Source organism: Arsukibacterium sp., from assembly GCF_036735525.1.
Lineage (GTDB): Bacteria > Pseudomonadota > Gammaproteobacteria > Enterobacterales > Alteromonadaceae > Alishewanella.
The window spans coordinates 27,236-41,791 of record NZ_DAINOE010000028.1; the positions used below are offsets into that span (position 1 = coordinate 27,236).

Annotated in this window: 18 protein-coding genes; 16 read left to right on the forward strand and 2 right to left on the reverse strand. The window is 48.4% G+C overall.

What is annotated here, in order from left to right:
- Positions 1 to 122: 122 nt before the first annotated feature.
- The 7 genes from V7D78_RS07525 to V7D78_RS07555 are packed head-to-tail and all read left to right on the forward strand — an operon-like array spanning position 123 to position 5,572.
- Positions 123 to 1,280 (forward strand): protein-glutamate methylesterase/protein-glutamine glutaminase, encoded by a 1,158-nt coding sequence (locus V7D78_RS07525; RefSeq protein WP_333607826.1) that lies wholly within the window; start codon positions 123 to 125, stop codon positions 1,278 to 1,280.
- Entirely contained in the window at positions 1,273 to 2,016 is a 744-nt protein-coding gene (locus V7D78_RS07530) for a flagellar motor protein (RefSeq protein WP_333607827.1), read from the forward strand. Before V7D78_RS07525 ends, V7D78_RS07530 begins: the two co-directional genes overlap by 8 nt.
- Positions 2,017 to 2,019: 3 nt before the next feature.
- Positions 2,020 to 2,997: an OmpA family protein gene (locus V7D78_RS07535; RefSeq protein WP_333607828.1), complete on the forward strand. Its 978-nt coding sequence runs from the start codon at positions 2,020 to 2,022 to the stop codon at positions 2,995 to 2,997.
- Between the two features lies 1 nt (position 2,998).
- On the forward strand, positions 2,999 to 3,778 hold the full coding sequence (locus tag V7D78_RS07540) for a ParA family protein (RefSeq protein WP_333607829.1): 780 nt from the start codon (positions 2,999 to 3,001) through the stop codon (positions 3,776 to 3,778).
- A gap of 1 nt (position 3,779) precedes the next feature.
- Entirely contained in the window at positions 3,780 to 4,610 is an 831-nt protein-coding gene (locus V7D78_RS07545) for a chemotaxis protein CheW (RefSeq protein ID WP_333607830.1), read from the forward strand.
- Between the two features lie 29 nt (positions 4,611 to 4,639).
- Positions 4,640 to 5,134, forward strand: coding sequence for a chemotaxis protein CheW (locus V7D78_RS07550; RefSeq protein WP_333607831.1), 495 nt, complete (start codon positions 4,640 to 4,642; stop codon positions 5,132 to 5,134).
- 12 nt (positions 5,135 to 5,146) lie between these two features.
- A complete protein-coding gene (locus V7D78_RS07555; RefSeq protein ID WP_333607832.1) occupies positions 5,147 to 5,572 on the forward strand; it encodes a DUF2802 domain-containing protein in 426 nt (141 codons plus the stop codon).
- A gap of 19 nt (positions 5,573 to 5,591) precedes the next feature.
- Here the strand turns inward: V7D78_RS07555 and V7D78_RS07560 are convergent, their stop codons facing one another.
- Both V7D78_RS07560 and fliK read right to left on the reverse strand, forming a co-directional pair.
- Positions 5,592 to 5,900 (reverse strand): EscU/YscU/HrcU family type III secretion system export apparatus switch protein, encoded by a 309-nt coding sequence (locus tag V7D78_RS07560; RefSeq protein WP_333607833.1) that lies wholly within the window; start codon positions 5,898 to 5,900, stop codon positions 5,592 to 5,594.
- 25 nt (positions 5,901 to 5,925) lie between these two features.
- On the reverse strand, positions 5,926 to 8,103 hold the full coding sequence (gene fliK, locus V7D78_RS07565) for a flagellar hook-length control protein FliK (RefSeq protein WP_333607834.1): 2,178 nt from the start codon (positions 8,101 to 8,103) through the stop codon (positions 5,926 to 5,928).
- 105 nt (positions 8,104 to 8,208) lie between these two features.
- Here fliK and ccmA point away from each other — a divergent pair, with 105 nt between their 5' ends.
- The 9 genes from ccmA to ccmI form a co-directional block, all read left to right on the forward strand.
- Positions 8,209 to 8,871 carry a cytochrome c biogenesis heme-transporting ATPase CcmA gene (gene ccmA / locus V7D78_RS07570; protein ID WP_333607835.1) on the forward strand — a complete coding sequence of 221 codons (663 nt, stop codon included), beginning with the start codon at positions 8,209 to 8,211 and terminating at the stop codon, positions 8,869 to 8,871.
- Positions 8,865 to 9,530, forward strand: coding sequence for a heme exporter protein CcmB (gene ccmB, locus V7D78_RS07575; protein WP_333607836.1), 666 nt, complete (start codon positions 8,865 to 8,867; stop codon positions 9,528 to 9,530). The genes ccmA and ccmB overlap by 7 nt, the downstream gene beginning before the upstream one ends.
- A 1-nt stretch (position 9,531) precedes the next feature.
- Entirely contained in the window at positions 9,532 to 10,266 is a 735-nt protein-coding gene (locus V7D78_RS07580) for a heme ABC transporter permease (protein WP_333607837.1), read from the forward strand.
- A complete protein-coding gene (gene ccmD, locus V7D78_RS07585) occupies positions 10,266 to 10,550 on the forward strand; it encodes a heme exporter protein CcmD (RefSeq protein WP_333607838.1) in 285 nt (94 codons plus the stop codon). Before V7D78_RS07580 ends, ccmD begins: the two co-directional genes overlap by 1 nt.
- On the forward strand, positions 10,550 to 11,107 hold the full coding sequence (ccmE, locus tag V7D78_RS07590) for a cytochrome c maturation protein CcmE (protein WP_333607839.1): 558 nt from the start codon (positions 10,550 to 10,552) through the stop codon (positions 11,105 to 11,107). The genes ccmD and ccmE overlap by 1 nt, the downstream gene beginning before the upstream one ends.
- A 2-nt stretch (positions 11,108 to 11,109) precedes the next feature.
- Positions 11,110 to 13,095, forward strand: coding sequence for a heme lyase CcmF/NrfE family subunit (locus V7D78_RS07595; protein ID WP_333607840.1), 1,986 nt, complete (start codon positions 11,110 to 11,112; stop codon positions 13,093 to 13,095).
- A complete protein-coding gene (locus V7D78_RS07600) occupies positions 13,088 to 13,663 on the forward strand; it encodes a redoxin family protein (RefSeq protein ID WP_333607841.1) in 576 nt (191 codons plus the stop codon). Before V7D78_RS07595 ends, V7D78_RS07600 begins: the two co-directional genes overlap by 8 nt.
- Complete coding sequence (locus tag V7D78_RS07605) at positions 13,660 to 14,139, forward strand: cytochrome c-type biogenesis protein (protein WP_333607842.1); 480 nt, start codon at positions 13,660 to 13,662, stop codon at positions 14,137 to 14,139. The genes V7D78_RS07600 and V7D78_RS07605 overlap by 4 nt, the downstream gene beginning before the upstream one ends.
- Positions 14,140 to 14,141: 2 nt before the next feature.
- A partial coding sequence (gene ccmI, locus V7D78_RS07610; RefSeq protein WP_333607843.1) for a c-type cytochrome biogenesis protein CcmI occupies positions 14,142 to 14,556 on the forward strand: 415 nt, incomplete at its 3' end.

Consider the following 14,556-nt stretch of genomic DNA (forward strand, 5'->3'; position numbering starts at 1 on the left):
ATTACTTCTGATGGTGGTATCGCTTTGATTCTGGATGTCCCTAATTTGTTGAAGCACTATGCTAAAAAATCTAAGATAAAATTTGATCGTTTATCGAAACTGAATGCATAAGAGAGCGTGGCATGTCGTTTAGGGTGCTGGTAGTTGATGATTCAAGCTTTTTTCGCCGGCGCCTAACGGAAATTTTGGCTGCCGATAGTGAGCTTGAAGTGATTGGCACCGCTAATAATGGTCGGGAAGCGGTAGAGCAAGCCCTGGCCTTGCGCCCGGATGTGATTACCATGGATATTGAAATGCCAGTGTTAGATGGCATTTCTGCCGTGCGTGAGATTTTAGCACAGCAACGTATTCCGATTTTGATGTTCTCATCCTTGACACATGAAGGGGCTAAGGCAACTTTTGATGCTCTAGAAGCCGGTGCAGTCGATTTTTTACCGAAAAAATTTGAAGATATTGCCCGGGATAAACAAGAAGCCGGTGCCTTATTGCGCGAGCGGGTTAAAGCTGTCGCCAAAAAACGGCCTTTAGGGCGCAGTACATTTAGCCATAGCCTCAGACCTCAGACTCCCAGCACGAGCAGGCTTGTTTCAGACATGAATCAGGACCGGCCGGCGCTTAGTCGTAGTCAGTTTGAGCGACCAAAACTATCAGAGCGGGTGAGTAGTGAACGTCCTCGCACCAGCTTTAGTGCCAGTGGTAAAGAGTACAAATTAGTAGCTATTGGCACCTCTACCGGTGGGCCGGTAGCCTTGCAGCGTATTATTACTGCTTTGCCAGCAGACTTCCCACTTCCCATTGTACTTATACAACATATGCCTGCTGCTTTTACCGGCGCCTTTGCCCAGCGTTTAAATACCTTATCAAAAATTGAGGTTAAAGAGGCACAGGATAATGACAGTTTACGTCCGGGCGTAGCCTATTTAGCCCCGGGTGGTAAGCAAATGCTCATTGAAGGTAATGAGAACGCTGCGCGCCTACGGATAAAAGACGATGATTCACCGCGTATTACGTTCAAGCCTAGTGTGGATATTACTTTTGCTACTGCAGCAAAGGTGTATCGGGATAAAGTGCTGGCAGTAGTGTTGACTGGTATGGGGTCAGATGGTCGTGAAGGTGCTCGTTTATTAAAGCAGCTGGGTGCCAGTATCTGGGCGCAGGATGAAGCCAGCTGTGTAGTATATGGAATGCCTCAGGCTATTGCTGCCGCAGGTCTTATGGATGTCGAAGTGAGCTTGAACGACGTAGCGGGTCGCATACTGACGGAACTTAAACATGGATAAACTTGCTATTAGTGGTTTTGTACTGGCGTTATTTGCCGTGGCAGGTGGTTTTATGCTCGAGGGTGGCGGCTTGTCTACCTTGTTGCATTTACCTGCTTTTATTATTGTGGTTGGCGGCACCCTTGGGGCGGTTATGCTGCAAACGCCTTTCAGTCAGTTTAAGCTGGGTTTGCAAATGCTACCCTGGGTGGTGCGCCCGGCAGATTTACCCATGCAGCAGACGGTGGGGCGTATTGTCGACTGGGGCAATGCTGCCCGTACCAACGGCTTTTTGTCATTGGAGTCTGCGGCGTTAGAAGAGACTGACCCTTTTTTACATCGTGGTTTGAATTTACTGGTTGACGGCGTGGAATCCAAGGTGTTGCAGGATACATTGGATGCTGAATTGACATTAGAGCGGGAGCGTTGGCTCAGAGGTGCCCGGATTTTTGATGCGATGGGCGGCTACAGTCCGACCATAGGTATAGTGGGGGCGGTATTAGGGCTTATTCAGGCAATGTCGAATATCTCGGATCCGGATTTACTGGGTCTGGGGATTGCGACTGCCTTTGTAGCAACAATTTATGGTGTAGGTTTTGCAAACCTGGTATTTATTCCTGTTGGCAACAAATTAAAAAGTATAGTGCATCAACGTACCTTATATCATGAGTTAATTGTTGAGGGACTGGTGTCTATCTCAATGGGTGAAAACCCGCGTAACATAGAGCGTAAGTTAGCCGCTTACCGGTTGAGTTAACCCATGTATAGGCATAAGCAACAGCATCAGCATGTCGAACGCGAAGATTTAGATCGCTGGCTGGTGTCTTATGCCGATTATATGACGTTGATGTTCGCGCTTTTTGTCGTCTTGTATGCGTTATCAATGCTTAAAGATGAAGAATACAGTGTACTTAGTGATACGTTAACGCAATTATTTGAAAAACCGGATAAAAGTGGTACTGGCGTCGCTGGCAGTAGTGTATTAACGCAAACGACACCGCAAAGTGATTTTAGCCAGTATGGTAGCTCGTTAGCAGAGGCTCAGGGGCCGGAGCTGGTGGCAGATGCCAGCACCTTGTCTGATGTTCGTCAACAACATGTAGGAAGCCCTCTGGTGTCGGTTGAGCAAGAGCTACAACTGGCACTGGCCAATTTAATTGAGCAGGGTGTGGCTAATTTACAGCAGGATGAAAACTGGCTGATTATTGAGTTAAGCAGCGGTTTGTTATTTGCCAGCGGCAGCGCAACGCCGACGAATACTGCCCGTACTGTGCTGGCTGAAATTACCCGGATTATTAATCCTATCAATAACTTTCTGCGCATTCGAGGCTATACTGATAATGTGCCTATCAGTAATGAATTGTTTGCTTCAAACTGGGAGCTGTCGGTGGCCAGAGCCACTGCAGTGGTGCGGCAGCTAGAAGCGCTGGATACGCCATCACACCGCATGATAATTGAGGGCTATGGTGAATTTTATCCGGCCGAGCCGAACGACACTCCGGCCGGGCGAGCGGCTAATCGTAAAGTGGTGATAGCCATTTCGCGTTTTGGATATCAACCGGGAGATGCTGCGCCGGGTGCTGATAGCGATGCTGACAGTGCTGAAGCGCAGCGACAGTTACAACAACTTACCCAGGATGACGGCAGTATCAGGGTCATCAGCTTGCCAGGCGGTGGAATTCGTATTACTACCCGGCAAGATAATCCGGATGCCGAACCTGAACAACAGGATTTATAACGTGGTCATTTGGACAGTGGCAAATCAGAAAGGTGGTGTAGGCAAAACCACTACCACAGTGACACTCGGCGGGCTGCTTGCGCAGCGTGGTTTTAGAGTGTTGCTGGTAGATACCGATCCTCATGCGTCCTTAACTTACTATTTTGGTATTGATGCCGAAGAGCTGGAAATTAGCGTGTATGATATTTTTATCCGGGGCAAAAATATCACACAGGAAGAAATTCTGCAGTCGTTGTGTCCAAGTGGGGTCAGTAATCTGGATATTTTGCCTTCCTCAATGGCTTTAGCCACTCTGGATCGCTCTCTGGGTAGTAAGGGTGGTATGGGTTTAATTCTGAAAAAGGCCCTGCAGAAAGTTGGTAAAGAATATGATTACGTGATCATAGATTGTCCGCCGGTCATGGGTGTACTAATGGTCAATGCGATTGCCGCCTGTGATCGGTTGCTTATTCCTGTACAAACTGAGTTTTTGGCGTTAAAAGGGCTGGAGCGGATGATAGCGACAATGACCCTTATGCGTAGCTCTCAGCAAAAAGACTATGCTTTTACCATTATTCCGACTATGTACGATAAGCGCACCCGTGCTTCGTTGGAAGCCTACAAAGAGCTAAAAGCCAAATACCAGGACAGGGTCTGGTCAGCGGTAGTGCCGGTGGATACTAAATTTAGAGATGCCAGTCTGGCCCAGACACCCCCCAATACTTTTGCCGCAAACTCCCGTGGCGTGTTTGCCTATAATACTTTGCTAACCTATTTACTTCAGTTAGCGCCGGAGTCATAAGATGAGCAATCTGATTGCCAGTCAAAAAGTGATGCAACAGTATTTAAGTGCTTTGCTCACTGATGATCATGCTTCAGAAAGCACTTTGCTGGAAGATGCGCAAAAAGCGCAGTTAAATCGATTACTTGCAAAGGCGAGTCCGCAAGTTGCGGCTCCCGTTGTTACTAAACCTGCTCCGGTATTAACGCCGACACAACCAGTAGCAAAAGTTAATCCTGTTATTCCGCAAGTTTCTGTTGCACCTGAGCAAGCATTGAGTCAGCTTAAAACCAAAGCGGCACAGTTGGCGAATGAGCAGCGGGTGCACGAGCGTAATATTCCGATAGCACAGCGCTTAGATGTGCAGCCAACGCCTTCGCCAGCGGTGTTAGCGAATAAAGAATATCGGCAGGGTCGGTTTCAGGCGCTATTTTTTGATGTGGCCGGGCTAAAAGTCGCTGTGCCGCTAAAAGAGTTGGGTGGTATTCATGAGCTGGGTGAAGTTAACAGCTTATTTGGTAAGCCCGACTGGTTTAAAGGTGTGATGCTTCATCGGCAACAAAAAATTAATGTGGTCGATACCGCGCGCTGGGTAATGCCAGAAAAATACGATGAACAATTGCAGCGAAGTCTGAACTATCAGTATGTTATTATGCTGGGTAGCAGTAATTGGGGCCTGTGCTGTGAACAGCTGATTGATACCATCACGCTGGAGCAGGATGATGTGAAATGGCGCACAGCCGAGGCCAAGCGGCCCTGGATGGCTGGTTTAATTAAGAAACATATGTGTGTACTGGTTGATGTGGATGCTATGCTTGAGTTATTGAGTCGTGGTCAAAATATTCATGCCTGAACAGGCAACGTAATCGACAGGAGTGCTAGATGAGTAATAATGCTTCGCAAGCAGCAAAAAAAGCTAATGCAGCTGATCAGGTATTGCAGTGGGTGACTTTTAGATTACAGGAAGAAACCTATGGTATTAATGTGATGCAGGTGCAGGAAGTGTTGCGCTATACCGAAATTGCCCCGGTTCCAGGGGCACCTGATTACGTATTGGGTATTATCAATCTGCGTGGAAACGTAGTAACCGTTATCGACACGCGTGCTCGTTTTGGGCTTGCGTCAGCGGAAGTGACGGACAACACCCGCATCGTGATTATTGAAGCTGAAAAGCAGGTAATTGGCATTTTAGTTGATAGTGTGGCTGAAGTGGTGTACCTGAAACAGTCAGAAATTGATACCGCACCAAATGTTGGCACTGATGAAAGTGCCCGCTTTATCCAGGGTGTGTCTAACCGCGAAGGTGAGTTATTGATTCTGGTTGATTTAAACAAATTACTGAATGACGAAGAGTGGGACGAAATCAGTAGTTTGTAACTGGAGACGGCTATGCTGACAGTGATCATGATTCAAAGCGCCGTCTTACTGTTATTCGCAGTACTGCTGGTGTTGTGGTTGCTTAAAAAGCTATCACAAAGCCAAGAGCAATGGACTGTATTGAGTCGCCAGCTGGCGAGCAGCCAGCAGCAGAGTGCACTGGCGCAGAGTGAAACCGAAGAGTTTCGCTCAGGTATTATTGGTGTCGGCCAGCGGGTACTTACGCTTGAAGCCCGCTTAAAGCAATTGCAACAAGAAATGCAGGAATTACAGCAGCAACAGCAAGTTATCGCATTGAGTGATCCAGAAAGCAAAATGTATAGCCGTGCAATGAAGATGGTGCAGCTGGGGGCCGGTTTAGACGAAATTATGCAGGAATGTGAGCTGCCAAGGGCTGAAGCCGAATTGTTACTTAGCTTACACCAGCAAAGGCAGTAAAGCGGGCTGGCAGGGGCTGTTAGCTTTTTAAGTCAATCCGTTGATGAATATTGTGCCAGTCGTCTGGAAATTTACCTTGTAATACATAGGAGAACGCAATTAGTTCGGCAATAATCAAATACACTTCTTTTGGGATCTTATCACCCAACTCCAGCTGACTGAGCAGTTTATTCAATTCATCGTCCTGATGAATTAAAATACCGTGTTCTTTTGCTATCGCAATAATCTCATCTGCCAAGTCACCATGTCCTTTGGCGATGATAGTGGGGGCCTGTTTACCATCATACTTGATAGCTGTCGCAGATTTTGGCGGTGAAGAGTCAGTCATTATTTATGCATCCTGTACATACCTTTTACACCTTAAGTTGAACAAGACTGGTGCGTCTTGGCAATAAGCTTTCAGGGATCTTACCCAGCTGACATGCGGCCTCAGTAACGATTAGGCCTTGAGCCGTGCAGCGCTCAGTTAACAGAGGTAAAAATTTATTGGCCAGCTGCAGAGTGGCTGCTTGCTCGGTATAAAATTGCAAGCTTAGTTGCTGACCACTTAGCCTGGCTTTGGCTAGCAGAGGACCAAAGCTGCCAAGGTCAAATTTCATCGTCAACTGCCAAACCGGTGCGGCCTCTTCATCATTCTCAGTTGGGTTATCGCGCTCTTCCAGTAAGATCTGACTAATTTGACTTTGCCCTTGATGCTGTAAAGCTAATGGAATTAACCATTGCTGCATCGGACCTTGTTGTTCAACATTGACCAGCTGTGCCTGCTGCAACACACTACTGTGGCTGGCTAACTGTCTTAACAATAATGCATTTTGCGCCGGATCCAGGAGCGTCAGTTGTTGAGTCAGCCGTTGTGCCAAGGTCGAGCCGGTTGCGGCTGGCGCAGCGCGATGTAATTGCCCCAGTAACAGTTGTATTGCTACTGCCAAAGCACCGGCTGCAGTTTGACTGTTAGGTTGCGCCTGTAAGGGTTGAAAATGGATACTGGCTTGCAGTTGCGGTAGCAATTCTGCCAGCGCTAAAACCTTATTTCCCCCGGGCTGAACACTACGAAGCAGGTTGAAAATCTGGTTTATAGCATTAGGAAGTTCCGGGGCCTGACTTAAAGACGCGGGACGTTCTGTTATCAGTGGTAATAATTGTCGCCAGGCTTGTTCAGCCCGGTAATGAATAGGCTCAGCTGACATAGATAGCCGACTGTCTGCCTGAGCCGGCATCTGCAGTTGCAATGGCCGGTTAAAGGCACTTTGTGCTAATTGTAATTGACCAAGTTGTGTCAGAGGTCGCCATTGCAAAGCCCAACGCTCTTGTTGAGGAGGCTCAAGTTGCAGTTGAACTGTAAGTCCCTGGCTTGCGATATCTGATAATGCTGGGCGCAGCGAGGGGGAAGCCGTTAACTGTGCCGGCAATGGCAAATTCAGTGTGCCTAATTGCAATATGCCGGCATGTTTAAGTTTCGCTGGCATGGTGGCAGGTAATAAAGGTAACAGTTGTTGCAGTAAACTGCGCTGCTCTGCCCGGTTTAACAGTAAAGAGTCTCTGATGCTGGCTTGTTCATTTTTGCTTGGCTCGGCAAGGGTAGTGGCCGGACCGCTATGCAAAAAGCTGTGACCAACTTGAGCACCAGCAGCAGACCTTGTATGTATTGTGGCTGAGCTTTGTAAAGTGGCACTCAAACTGGCTCCTTTTTGAGTGACTGTCTGCTCGACACTTTGCATCTTTGTAGCAGAGCTGCTGGCAAAGCTCAGTTTAAGTTGTTGACCGTCTGCTGATCCGGTTAACTGTAATGTCAGCACCCCAGGTGTGGCTGTTTGAGCCGACGAATGGGCAAGCGCTGGGGCAAACAATTGCATGAGTTGCAAGTTGCGGGCCGCAGTTAATTGTAATAGAGGTTGTGCAGGTAAGCCGGGAACGGCTAACAGTATCTGAGCTGTTGCCGGGTTAAGTCTTACCGGCAACTGCGGTTCAGCAGCCGGAGAAGATAGTGAAAGGCTTAATATGCTCATTAACAACTGCTGGGCCTGGGCTTGAGTCAGAGGGACCTGAACAGTGGCGCCCTGCTGTATAAGCTGCAATTGTAGCGCTTTGCCCGGCAGTTCACTAAATTGCAGTTGTAAAGATAACACCTTTGAATGGTTGTTAGTCAGATTTACACTGTGCTGACCCACTGCTTTATTAGTGTCGGCTGTACCGCTGCTGTGGGCCGGGGAGTGGTTTGCAGTGGTGTTTACTATCTCCGGCTTTGCTGCATGAGTTTGCGAGTGGCTGCTGGAAGTCAGGCTAGTGTTATGGGGAGCTGAGCTATTTGCCTGCGCGGGTGTTAATTTTAATTGTGCCAGTTGTTCCCGGTTTAAGGGAACATTCAGCGGCCCCTGCGGGGTTAATACCGTTAATTGTGCCTGTCCTTGCCCCAGTAGTTGCAAGCGGGCATTGTATAGCTGATTTAAAGCCAGCTTCAGCTCGCCGGCATTTACCGCTGAAGCGGGGCCTATTGATATCTGCAACAGTTTATCCAGATTGATCTGGTTCATAATTTCCTCAGAATAAAGGCGATAAGCCCCCGGTTCTAATTCGTATTCGGCTGCTGATATGGTAAGATGCGGCCACTTTTTTCAGCAGTTGATAGTCTGGAGCCTGTGAATATATCACAACAGTGTAGCAGCAAGCCTGATTCTGAAATATTGCGCGTGGAGCAACTCAGTTGCATCCGCCAGGACAGGGTGTTATTTGAGCAGCTGACTTTCACGTTAAATAGTGGCCAGTTGTTACAAATTCAGGGTAAAAACGGTGCGGGTAAAAGCTCGTTGCTGCGCATTCTGGCTGGCTTAGCCCAACCTGATGATGGCGAGCTGTTTTATCACCAACAACCCCTGACGCACCATGCTGCCGATACTTTTGCTGCTGATTTATGCTATATCGGCCATCAGGCAGGTATTCATGAGCAATTAACGGCACTGGAAAATCTGGCGTTTTGGCGCGCGGCCAGTCAGCTTAACGTTATAGACGATTGGCAGTTGTTAGCAACATTGGGGTTAGCAGGTTTGGAAGACGTACCATGTCGCATGCTATCTGCCGGTCAGCAACGGCGGGTGTCATTAGCCCGTTTATATCTGACCCGGGCTAAACTGTGGATCCTGGATGAACCTTTTACCGCTTTAGATCAAAGTGCCATTGCCAGTTTGCAGCAACATTTTAGCCAGCATCTCAGTGCTAACGGCGCCATTATTCTGACTACCCACCAGCTGTTAACTATGCAACACAGTGGCTTGCGTAGCCTGGAGATTAGCTACCGATGGTAACCATTATTCCTATGCTCAGGCGGGAGTTAGTGATTTTGGCCAGACAAAAGGCTGACTGGCTCAATCCATTGTTGTTTTTTATTATTGTACTAAGTCTGTTTCCACTCGGCGTTGGGCCAGAGCCCTCGATGCTACGTATTATGGCACCAGGTATAGTGTGGATTGCTGCCTTGCTTAGCGTTCTACTGGCGGCTGAAAGGGTGTTTAAAGACGACTATCGTAATGGTGTTATTGAGCAGTTGGTGGCGGCGCGTCAACCTTTGTTGGCTTTTGTGCTGGCAAAAATCTTCAGTAACTGGCTTAGTACTGGCTTGCCGCTGGTGTTATTATCACCCCTAGTCGCATTATTGCTTGGCATGGATCAGGTGGGGTTAACCGCGATGGCGCTGACCTTATTACTGGGCACACCTTTGCTGAGCTTGCTCAGTGTGCTGGGAGCGGCCTTAACCATGGCGGCGGATAAAGGCGGTTTATTAATGGCCTTACTGATTTTACCGCTTTATATGCCGCTACTGATTTTTGCCAGTGCGGCCATTGAAGCTGCGGCAATGGGGTTGCCATATCACGGTCATTTGGCCATTTTACTGGCGATGTTGTTACTGGCGCTGGCGTTAGTGCCGCTAGCGGTAATTAATGCGTTACGGATTAATGTGAGTTGATATGTTTAAATGGTTAGACCCTTACGCTAAACCTGAAACCCTCTATCATTTGTGCGGCAAATTGTCGCCCTGGCTGATGGGTACAGCCTTATTTTTGTTGGCACTAGGTAACATTTGGGGGCTAGGCTTTACCCCTGCAGATTACCAGCAGGGCGATAGCTATCGCATTATCCATATCCATGTACCGTCAGCCATCTTGTCAATGAGTACTTACGCCGCTATGGCCAGCGCCGCTTTTGTTGCTTTGGTTTGGCAACTTAAGGTTGCACAATGGGCTGTACTGGCTATTGCACCTGTAGGTGCAGTGTATACTGCCATAGCCTTGTTAACTGGCATGGCTTGGGGCAAACCGATGTGGGGTACCTGGTGGGTGTGGGATGCGAGGCTGACCTCGGAGCTGATTTTATTATTTTTGTATCTGGGTGTTATTGCCTTATATGGTGCTTTTTCTGATCGGCAAACCGGTGGCAAGGTAGCGTCCTTATTGGCGGTAGTGGGGGTGATAAACCTGCCCATCATCCATTTTTCGGTAGAATGGTGGAATACCCTGCATCAGGGCGCGACCATCACAAAATTTGCTAAACCCTCGATAGATACCAGCATGCTGTGGCCGCTTTTGATCAGTATTTTAGCTTTTAAAGTATTAATGTTGGCCTTAACCTGCGTGCGACTGCGCAGCGCCATTTTAGAGAACGAGCAGCACCGGCCCTGGGTGAAACAACTGGTAGCCAAATGATGAGTACGGAACTTTTATTACATTTCACAACCATAGCAGCGCAGCATATCGAGCTGCCACGCCAGTTGTTTGGCTTTTTACCCTTTTATTTTGCTGACTGGTCAGCATTTTGGGCGATGGGGCGCTATGGCTTTTTTGTCTGGTTGTCCTTTGGCCTGACCTATTTTTTACTGGTCGCTTTAATTGGCTGGAGTTATTACCAGCAACGGCTACTTAAACATCAGATAAAGGCCAAATTGGCCCGTGAGCAACGAGTTAAGCAGTATCAGGAGCTAGAACGCTAATGCAACCAAGACGCCAAAAACGCCTGTTCTCTATCATCGCTATTATTACCTTGCTGGCAGGTGCTATCGGCGCCATGTTGTATGCCCTGCAACAGAATATAGACTTGTTTTATACGCCAAGCCAGTTAGTAGAAGGCTTGGGTAAAGACAAAGTTAAACCTGTGCCGGGCCAGCGTCTGCGTATAGGCGGCTTAGTGGTACCCGGTTCGGTTAAGCGCGACAGTGACAGTTTAAAAGTGAGTTTTGATTTAGTCGATGTGGGCCCGACGGTCACTATAGAATTTGAAGGCATACTGCCAGATTTATTCCGGGAAGGGCAAGGTATTGTCGCCCAGGGCATTTTGCTGGATGCCACTCGCATTAAAGCCAGCGAAGTGCTGGCTAAACATGATGAGGAATACATGCCTGCTGAAGTGGCTGAAGCACTCAAAGGTATTATCCATGTGCCGCCAAGCCAGCAGCCAGTTTCTGAAGGTCAGAGCAACACATCGAATCAATACAATCACTATGGTGGTGCGGCAGGCTCCGGCTATAGCAGCAATAAAAACGGAGGCTAGTGATGATCCCTGAACTTGGTCAACTGGCCCTGACATTCTCTTTTGCGCTGGCACTGTTATTAGCTATAGTCCCTATGTACGGTAGCTATACTGCCAATGAGCGTGCCTTATTGCTGGCAAAACCTTTGGCCATTGGCAGTTTTGTGTTTAGTGCACTGGCGATGGCGGCTTTGGTTTATGCGTTTTTAGACAGTGATTTTACCGTTATAAACGTGGCGACTAACTCTAGTAGTGTCTTGCCCTGGTATTTTCAGATTACTGCCAGTTGGGGGTCGCACGAGGGCTCAATGCTGTTGTGGGTGACCATGCTGACACTATGGGCGGCATTGGTGGCGATATTTTCTAAATCCTTGCCATTGCTGATGCAAGGCCGCATTTTAGGAGTAATGGGCTTTATTTGTGTTGGCTTTATTGCTTTCTCGTTGTTTATGTCAAATCCCTTTGCCCGCAGCCTGCCTTATTTTCCGGTAGAAGGTCTCGACTTAAACCCGCTATTACAGGATTTTGGCATGATAATACATCCGCCATTGCTGTATCTGGGCTATGTCGGCTTTGCCGTGTCTTTTGCTTTTGCGATAGCCGCGTTGCTGGGCGGGAAATTTGACAGCACCTGGGCACGCTGGGCCAGGCCTTGGACCCTTGCCGCCTGGATGTTTTTAACGCTAGGCATTATGCTCGGCAGTTGGTGGGCTTACAACGAACTGGGTTGGGGTGGTTGGTGGTTCTGGGATCCGGTAGAAAACGCCTCCTTTATGCCCTGGTTAGTGGGTACAGCGTTGCTACACAGTCTGGCGGTAACCGAAAAGCGCGGCACCTTTAAATCCTGGACTGTGCTGCTGGCTTTAGCGGCGTTTTCACTGAGTTTAATGGGCGCATTTTTGGTGCGCTCTGGCGTACTGGTGTCGGTGCATTCTTTTGCTTCTGATCCGGATCGCGGTTTATTTCTACTGATATTTTTACTGCTGGTCATTGGTGGCTCCTTGTTGCTATACGCCAGTCGCATGAATGCGGTTCGCAGTCAGGCGCGTTATCAGCTGTTTTCACGTGAAGTCATGCTGTGGGGCAACAATGTATTTTTACTCACCGCTACCCTGGTAGTGTTTTTGGGCACATTATTTCCGCTGTTTCACAAAGAATTAGGTTTAGGCTCTATTTCAATTGGCGAGCCATTTTTTGATCAGATGTTTTACTTCCTGACTATTCCATTCGCGTTGTTGTTAGGCTTAGGCCCTTGGGTGCGTTGGAAACAGCAGCAATTACCACCGCTATTAAAGCCTTTAACGCTAGTGGCGATTGCCAGTTTAGTGCTGGCGCTAGGCACCATGGCGGCTTTACAAAGTGTGCAGGCTAATCTGGCATTGTTGGGGTTAATTTTAGGTGCCTGGGTTGGGGTATCGGCACTGGCCGAGCTATATCAACGCTTAAGTCAGTTTGGCTCTGTCGGGGATGGCTTTAGCCGCTTACAAGCCAGCCATTATGGTATGACCATTGCGCACATCGGTTTTGCGGTGTTAGTGGTCGGCGTGGCTATGACCAAAACCTACAGTGTCGAGCGTGATGTGCGGATGGTAGTGGGAGATAAAACCACCCTGGCCGGTTACGAGTTTCACTTGACTGATATTTATGCCTTGCAAGGTCCTAATTATACAGGCCATGCCGCTGATCTGGATGTGCGCAAAGAGGGTCGTTTTATCACTAACCTGCATGCTGAAAAGCGCATGTATACCATACAGCGTACTATGATGACTGAATCTGCCGTGCATGCCCGCTTAAGTCGCGATCTCTACGTCTCCCTAGGTGAAGAGTTGCCGGGTGATGCCTGGGCCATCCGTTTTTATGTTAAGCCTTTTGTGCGTTGGATTTGGCTGGGTGGCTTGTTAATGGCGATTGGCGCCATAGTGTCACTGGCTGATAAGCGTTATCGCCGTACGAAAACAAGCGTCGGCAACACGGCTGCTGCCAATAACACAGAGGCAGATCATGCGTAAACTCGTGTTTTATGTGCCATTGACACTGTTTTTGGGCTTATCGTTGTTTTTACTCAGTGGCCTGTTTTCAGATCCAATGGAGCGCAGCTCTGTCACGATAAACCGGCCTCTACCGGACTTTCGTTTGCCTGATTTAATGCAGCCAGAGCATTTCTGGACGCCTGAGCAATTACGCGGTGAAACATTTTTACTGAATGTCTGGGGCACCTGGTGCCCGACCTGTAATGCAGAGCTCGCTTATATGACCGAGCTACGCCAGCAAGGGGTGCGCATTATTGGTTTGTACTATGTGTTGCCTGATGATCCTATGTTTGGCCAGCGCTTTGATCTGGCTGAATTACAGGCAGATGTCAGCAGTAAGCTGGCGCAACGTGGCGATCCCTATCAGTTTAATATTCTGGATGCTCAGCGCCGATTATCGCTGGATTTAGGCGTCAGTGGCGCGCCGGAAACCTTTATTGTCGATGCAGAAGGAATAGTGCGTGAACATCATATTGGCGATATTAATCCGCAGGTGTGGCGCACTAAACTGGCACCAATTTATCAACAATGGGCGGGCCAGCAATGAAACATTTTAGCCTGATGATACTGATCTGGTTGCTGTTGACGAGTGTTGTTCTGGCGCAGGAAACGACTGAAATCATGCCGTTTCAAACTGAGCAGCAGCGGCAATTGTATTTGCAATTAACCGCTGAACTGCGCTGCCCGCAGTGTCAGAACCAAAACATTGCAGACTCAAATGCCGTGGTAGCGGTGGACATGCGTGAAAAAACCTATGAGCTGGTGCTGGCTGGACAAAACCGGCAACAGGTATTGGATTATATGATTGAGCGTTATGGTTATTTTGTGCATTACCAGCCACCCTTGAACCGGTACACCGCGCTTTTGTGGTTTGGCCCCTTGTTACTGTTAGTTGGCTTGTTGCTATTACTGCTTAAGCGGCGCAAGCAATTGGTAGAAGATGCGCAACTATCGCCTGAAATGGATAGCAGTCGTCTCAACGCTGAGCTGGATTCTCTTATTAAAAAATACCGGAGCAAGTGATCATGATTTGGCAAATTGCCGCTGGTGCGGCGCTGATGTTGTTGTTAAGCGCTGTGGTCATCAGCTGGCCCCGGCGACAGAGTGCGGCTAACAATCAGACACCGGCACAACTGTTTGAAGAACGACTGCAATTATTGGCGTTGGCTCGCGACGCGGGTGAGCTGGCAGAGCAAGATTTTGAAACTGCGGCTTTAGAGTTAAAAACGCAGTTTTTAGAACAGCAGCAACAGAGCCCGCGTTATCATCAGCCAAAGCATAAATTATTGTGGCATATAGGCTTAGTGTGCAGCGTTGCCATTATAGTGGCGATGACTTATAGCCTGAATGGCCATTACCGGCAGCTAACGGATTGGCAGCTGGCGCAACAGCAGTTGAGCCAATATGGTGAACGTGCGTTATTAGGTGAGGGCGAGCCCT